The sequence below is a fragment of the Actinophytocola sp. genome, assembly GCF_035712165.1.
Classification (GTDB): Bacteria; Actinomycetota; Actinomycetes; order Mycobacteriales; family Pseudonocardiaceae; genus DASYTH01.
On record NZ_DASTBH010000113.1, the window covers coordinates 1 to 5,488 of the forward strand.

The window sequence follows — 5,488 nt, forward strand, 5'->3', positions numbered from 1 at the left end:
GGGGCGCACGGCATCACGCTGACCGTGCTGGACCAGGCCGGCGCCGCCGTGCGCACGCTGACCGGCGCGCACAACGGCGTGATCGCGGCGGGAGCCACCACCGCCCCGGTGGCGCTGGGCACCTGGACCGCGGCCAACGGCAGGTACACGGTGCGGGTGGTGCTCGCCGCCGACGCCAACGAACTGCCGGTCAAGCAAGCCAACAACACCAGCAGCCAGGCGCTGTTCGTCGGCCGGGGCGCCAACCTGCCCTACGACATGTACGAGGCCGAGGACGGCGTGACCGGCGGCGGGGCCACCGTCATCGGACCGAACCGGACCGTCGGCGACCTCGCGGGCGAGGCGTCCGGCCGGCGCGCGGTGACCCTCAACACCACCGGCGCGTTCGTCGAGTTCACCACCAGGGCCAGCACCAACACCCTGGTGACCCGGTTCTCCATCCCGGACGCCGCGGGCGGCGGCGGGACCAACTCGACCCTCAACATCTATGTCAACGGCGCCTTCCACAAGGCGATCAACCTGACCTCGCGGTACGCCTGGCTCTACGGCGCCGAGGCCAGCCCGGTCAACTCCCCCGGCGCCGGCCCGCCGCGGCACATCTACGACGAGGCCAACGTCATGCTGAACACCACGGTGCCGGCGGGCAGCCGGATCCGGTTGCAGAAGGACGCCGCCAACAGCACCAACTACGCGATCGACTTCGTCAATCTGGAGCAGGTCGCGCCGATCGCCAACCCGGACCCGGCGCGCTACGCCGTGCCGGCCGGCTTTACCCACCAGGATGTGCAGAACGCGCTGGACCGGGTACGAATGGACAACACCGGGACCTTGATCGGCGTGTACCTCCCGCCCGGTGAGTACGCCACGTCCAGCAAGTTCCAGGTGTATCTCAAGCCGGTTCGGGTGGTCGGCGCCGGCCCCTGGTACACCCGGTTCGTCGCGCCCACGACGCAGGAAAACACCGACGTCGGCTTCCGGGCGGAGGGCACCGCCAACGGCTCGGTGTTCAGCGGGTTCGCCTACTTCGGCAACTACACCTCGCGGATCGACGGGCCGGGCAAGGTGTTCGACTTCAACGCCGTGGCCAACATGACGATCGACAACATCTGGGTCGAACACATGGTGTGCCTGTACTGGGGCACGAATACCGACAACAACATCATCCGCAACTCCCGGATCCGGAACATGTTCGCCGACGGCGTGAACATGACCAACGGCAGCTCGGGCAACCTGGTCACCAACAACGAGGCCCGGGCCACCGGCGACGACAGCTTCGCGTTGTTCAACGCCCAGGACGGCGGCGGCGGCGAGGTCACCGGGAACACCTACGAGAACCTGACCAGCCTGCTGACCTGGCGGGCCGCCGGGATCGCGGTCTACGGCGGGAACAACAACGTGTTCCGCAACATCCACATCGCCGACACGCTGGTCTACTCCGGCATCACGATCAGCTCGCTGGACTTCGGCATCCCGATGAACGGGTTCGGCAACCCACCGACGAGGTTCGACAACATCTCGATCGTGCGGGCCGGCGGGCACTTCTGGGGCGCCCAGACGTTCCCGGCGATCTGGGTGTTCTCGGCGTCCAAGACGTTCACCGCGATCCGGGTGAGCAACGTGGACATCGTGGACCCGACCTACAGCGGGATCATGTTCCAGACGAACTATGTGGGCGGCCAGCCGCAGTTCCCGGTCACCGACACGGTGTTCAGCAACGTGTCGATCTCCGGCTCACGCGGCAGCGGCGACGCCCTCGATGCCAAGTCCGGGTTCGGAATCTGGGTCAACGAGCTGCCGGAACCGGGCCAGGGTCCGGCGGTCGGCTCGGCCACGTTCACCGGTCTGGTGCTGTCCAACAACCGGCAGAACATCAGGAACACGACCTCCACCTTCACCATCACCACGAACTGAACTCGGCACGGTCACCGGCACGACCCCGGTGATCATCGGCGACGGCCACCATTGGTTAAATGGTGGCCGTCGTCGCGCAACGACCTCGGTCCACATCGGAAACCGCAAATCTGCAACTTGCACATTTTGAATCCCGGGGGCTTGTGCGATCCGTTATGCCGAAGGAGATCGTCATTCTCGGATTGCTGTTGTATCCTCGCCGCAGCAGTCACCCCCACGAATGTGACGCAGACAACACGCACGTTTACAGTTTCGACAAGAACTGAGGTAGTAAAGAGCATGGCTCAGAAAGTCATCGTTGAACTGGTCGACGACCTGGATGGCACCGCCTCCGACGACATCAGCACCGTCAGCTTCGGCCTCGACGGTGCCGAATACGAGATCGATTTGACCGAGGCCAACGCGGATAACCTCCGCGCGGCCCTGGAAGGCTATGTCGCGGCTGCCCGGCGCACCGGCGGCCGGATCAAGCGTGGTACCCGCCCGGTCACCGGATCCGGCCGGCCGGCCGCCAGCCGTGACCAGACGAGGGCAATTCGGGAGTGGGCCCGGGAGAACGGGTTCGAGCTGGCCGACCGCGGCCGAATTCCGGTAAATGTGATCGAGGCGTTCGACGAGGCCCAGGCCAACGCCGAGAAGCCGAAGGCGCGCGGCCGTAAGGCGAAGAAGCCGGCGTTCTCGGCCTGATCCACCCGCAAGCATCGAACCCCGCGACGGGACCGTGCCCCGTCGCGGGGTTCACATCAGCAGGCGCTCCCTTCGGCGGACGAATTTCGCAACCCGCCATCCAGGCTCCCGCCGGCCGCGGAGCACATCAACCGCCATTCGGCGCAGGTCCGTTTTACCCGGTCAATCCACACCGGACGGACCGCGGTCGGCGTCCAGCGCGTCCTGCACCGTGGGATACAGCGCCAGCAGGTCGTCCAGACCAGTCAGCTCGATCGGCACCTTGGCCAGATGGTTGGAGCTGACCACGACCCGCAGCGGCCGGCCGCGCCGGGCGGCTTCGGTGGCCAGGTCGGCGAGCACCGCAAGGCCGACGGACCCGAGAAAGGTCACCCCGCCGAGGTCGATGATGATCGGACCACGGGACACCTGCTCCAGACTCGCGGCGATGGCGTCACGCAACTCCGAAGCGGTACCCAGCCCGATCCTGCCGGCCACTCTCAGGACCAGAGCATCATCGATGTCGCGGCTGGTGATCCGGATCGGCCGCTCAGCTGGCCGCTCGTGCACGCCTCAAGACGTTACTCCGCGTAGCTCATTTGCGGCGGTCGAGCGCGGCCACCACGCAGCGTGCGGCCGCCACCACGGACGCGGCCACGAGCACCAGCGGCCACCAGGCCACCATCGTCACCGCGAGCAATACGGTCAGTACCGCGGCGACCAGATACAACCCGGCCAGCACCAGCCACCCCGTTGCCGGCTGCCAGAACCGGGTCCACCGGGAGCGTTTGATCCCGCTCAACATCATCTTGTTCACCCTTCCGGGCGGCATCCGGAGTATCGCCGAGCGCGGAGACGGAGTTACGTGCCGGTCGCGAGAGCGGGCAACGGCTCCTCGTGCCACGCTGTGACCATGTCGAGCGAGAACGAAAGCCCGTCGCACGGCAGGGTTTCCTCCGAGACGGTGCGCGCGGCCACCGGGCACAGCTGGGCGGAATGGCTGGAGCAACTGGACGAGGCCGGCGCGGTGGACTGGGACCATCGGAAGATCATCGACTATCTGGAACGCGAGCACTCCGGGGTCAGCGGCTGGTGGCGCCAGTCGATCGCGGTCGGCTACGAGCAGTCCCGGGGCAAACGCGCCGTCGGGCAGACCGCCACCGGCTTCCAGGTCGGTGTGCAGCGCGCCGTGGACGCCACCCCGGAGGCGCTGTGGGAGTTGCTCGTCTCCCGGCCGGAGCTGTGGCTGGGCGCCCGCGCGTCGGTGACCTTCGAGCCCGGCACGCGCTTCACGGCGCCCGGGGTGAGCGGCGAGATCCGGGTGGTCCGGCCGAACGACCGGCTGCGCCTGACCTGGCAACCGCAGGGCTGGTCGAACCCGGCCGCCCTCCAGCTCACCATCCTGACCGGCAAGTCCGGCACCATCGCGCTGCACGCGCAGTTGGAGAAGCTGCCCGACGCCGTGGCCCGCGAGGCCATGCGGGGCCAGTGGCGGCAGGCTCTGGAGCGGATCGCGGCCGCGGTCAGCTCACGTGATCATTCACAGAATTGACTCGTCCGGCACGGCAGGGTGGACCGTTGTGCGGGTGACCGGCACTCAGCGGATGTAGTCGTTGAAACCCACCGAGACCCGGTGACCGGTCGACGGCCAGGCCGGGACGGTCAGGTTGTCGACGTGGCCCGTTGTGCCGCGCGGCACAGCGAGCACCGTGACCACCCGGAGCCGGGTGGGCAGGAACACATCCATGGCCGTGATGAACGGCTGGCTGAAGAACTCCGGAATGGGCGCGGTCAAGTCGGTGACGCCGTCGGCGGCCCGGTCGAAGACGAACATTCCGATGGCCCGCTTGGTCCGTGGCGCGTTGGCGGCGTTGAGGATGTTGCGGCCGTCGACCAGCAGCAGGTCACTGCCCTCGCCCTGGTCGCCCCACCACTCCTTGTTGCGGTTGACGGTCAGGTTGGTGTGCCGGGGGCTGGTGTCCATCAACCCGGACAGGCCCTCGCCCGGGCGGCTGGTGAGCAGCCGGATCAGCCGGTCGGTGCGTTCGAACGGCTGGAAGTAGATGTGGTGCGCCTGCCCGTCCGGATAGACGACGGCGAACTCGTACCGGGCCCGGCCGTCGGCCCGGAACGGTCCGAACGACCCGTCCCCGGCGAGCGCGAACACCTGGTCGGGACGCTGGTGGCGGCGATGCCCGGTCAACCCGGTGACCTGGTAGACCTCCAGCCGGGCGCCGGTCACCCCGGCGTTGGTGGGGAAGAACACCGCGCGGCCGGAGAGCATCGTGTGCCCGGGCGGCGTCGGGACGATCCGGGTGGTGCGCGGGTCGTGGCCGGTGAAGAACCGGTAGAACTCCACGAAGGTCTCCGGCGAGGTGACGACCTGGGTGTGGGACTGGTCCGGGAACCGCACGTTGGTGGCGCCGGCGATGGTTCGGGCCGGGTCGCCCTCGCCCCACACGGCCAGCGTCGGCACCCCGCCGGGCTGCGCCGTCGCGCTCGCGCCGTCGAGGTTGACGTAGTGCGCCACCCGGGCGGCCCGCTGCGGTGCGCTGTTCAGGTAGCCCTGCATCACGAAGGTGCCCAGCGAGTGCCCGAGGATGTCGACCCGGTCGGCCCCGGTCCGCTCCAGCAGCCGGCTCACCCGCGCGTCCAGATCGGCCCAGACCTGCGGCAGGATCGTGCTGATCGCCGTCGAGTCGTACTCGTGCGTCTCGACGATCTCGGCCGGGTAACCGTTGCTGGCCAAGCGTTTGGCCTGGGTCTGGAACTGGGCGCCGGATCCGGCGAAGCCGTGCACGAACACGACCGGACGCGGGTCCGGCCGGTCCGGGTGCGCGGGCGCGGTCCCGGGAGCGATCAGCGGAACGACGACGACGGCTGCCAGTACCGCCAACACCTGGCGTACGCG

General features: G+C 68.4%; 5 protein-coding genes and 1 pseudogene. 3 read left to right on the plus strand and 3 right to left on the minus strand.

Features of this window, described 5'->3' with window-relative positions:
• Window positions 1-1,911, plus strand: a pseudogene (locus VFO68_RS05730) (glycosyl hydrolase); the annotation flags it as partial.
• Window positions 1,912-2,190: 279 nt separating this feature from the next.
• Entirely contained in the window at window positions 2,191-2,598 is a 408-nt protein-coding gene (locus tag VFO68_RS05735) for an Lsr2 family protein (RefSeq protein ID WP_325157102.1), read from the plus strand.
• Window positions 2,599-2,760: 162 nt separating this feature from the next.
• Here VFO68_RS05735 and VFO68_RS05740 read toward each other — a convergent pair whose 3' ends face one another.
• The gene (locus VFO68_RS05740) at window positions 2,761-3,147 is read right to left on the minus strand and encodes an STAS domain-containing protein (protein WP_325157103.1); all 387 of its coding nucleotides are present in this window, start codon (window positions 3,145-3,147) and stop codon (window positions 2,761-2,763) included.
• A gap of 25 nt (window positions 3,148-3,172) precedes the next feature.
• On the minus strand, window positions 3,173-3,385 hold the full coding sequence (locus tag VFO68_RS05745; protein WP_325157104.1) for a hypothetical protein: 213 nt from the start codon (window positions 3,383-3,385) through the stop codon (window positions 3,173-3,175).
• Between the two features lie 105 nt (window positions 3,386-3,490).
• Between VFO68_RS05745 and VFO68_RS05750 the strand changes: the two genes are divergently transcribed.
• Window positions 3,491-4,129 carry an SRPBCC domain-containing protein gene (locus tag VFO68_RS05750; protein ID WP_325157105.1) on the plus strand — a complete coding sequence of 213 codons (639 nt, stop codon included), beginning with the start codon at window positions 3,491-3,493 and terminating at the stop codon, window positions 4,127-4,129.
• Window positions 4,130-4,174: 45 nt separating this feature from the next.
• On the opposite strand, the gene VFO68_RS05755 is transcribed toward VFO68_RS05750, so the two are convergent.
• The coding region (locus tag VFO68_RS05755) for an alpha/beta fold hydrolase (RefSeq protein WP_325157106.1) at window positions 4,175-5,488 on the minus strand (1,314 nt) is incomplete at its 5' end.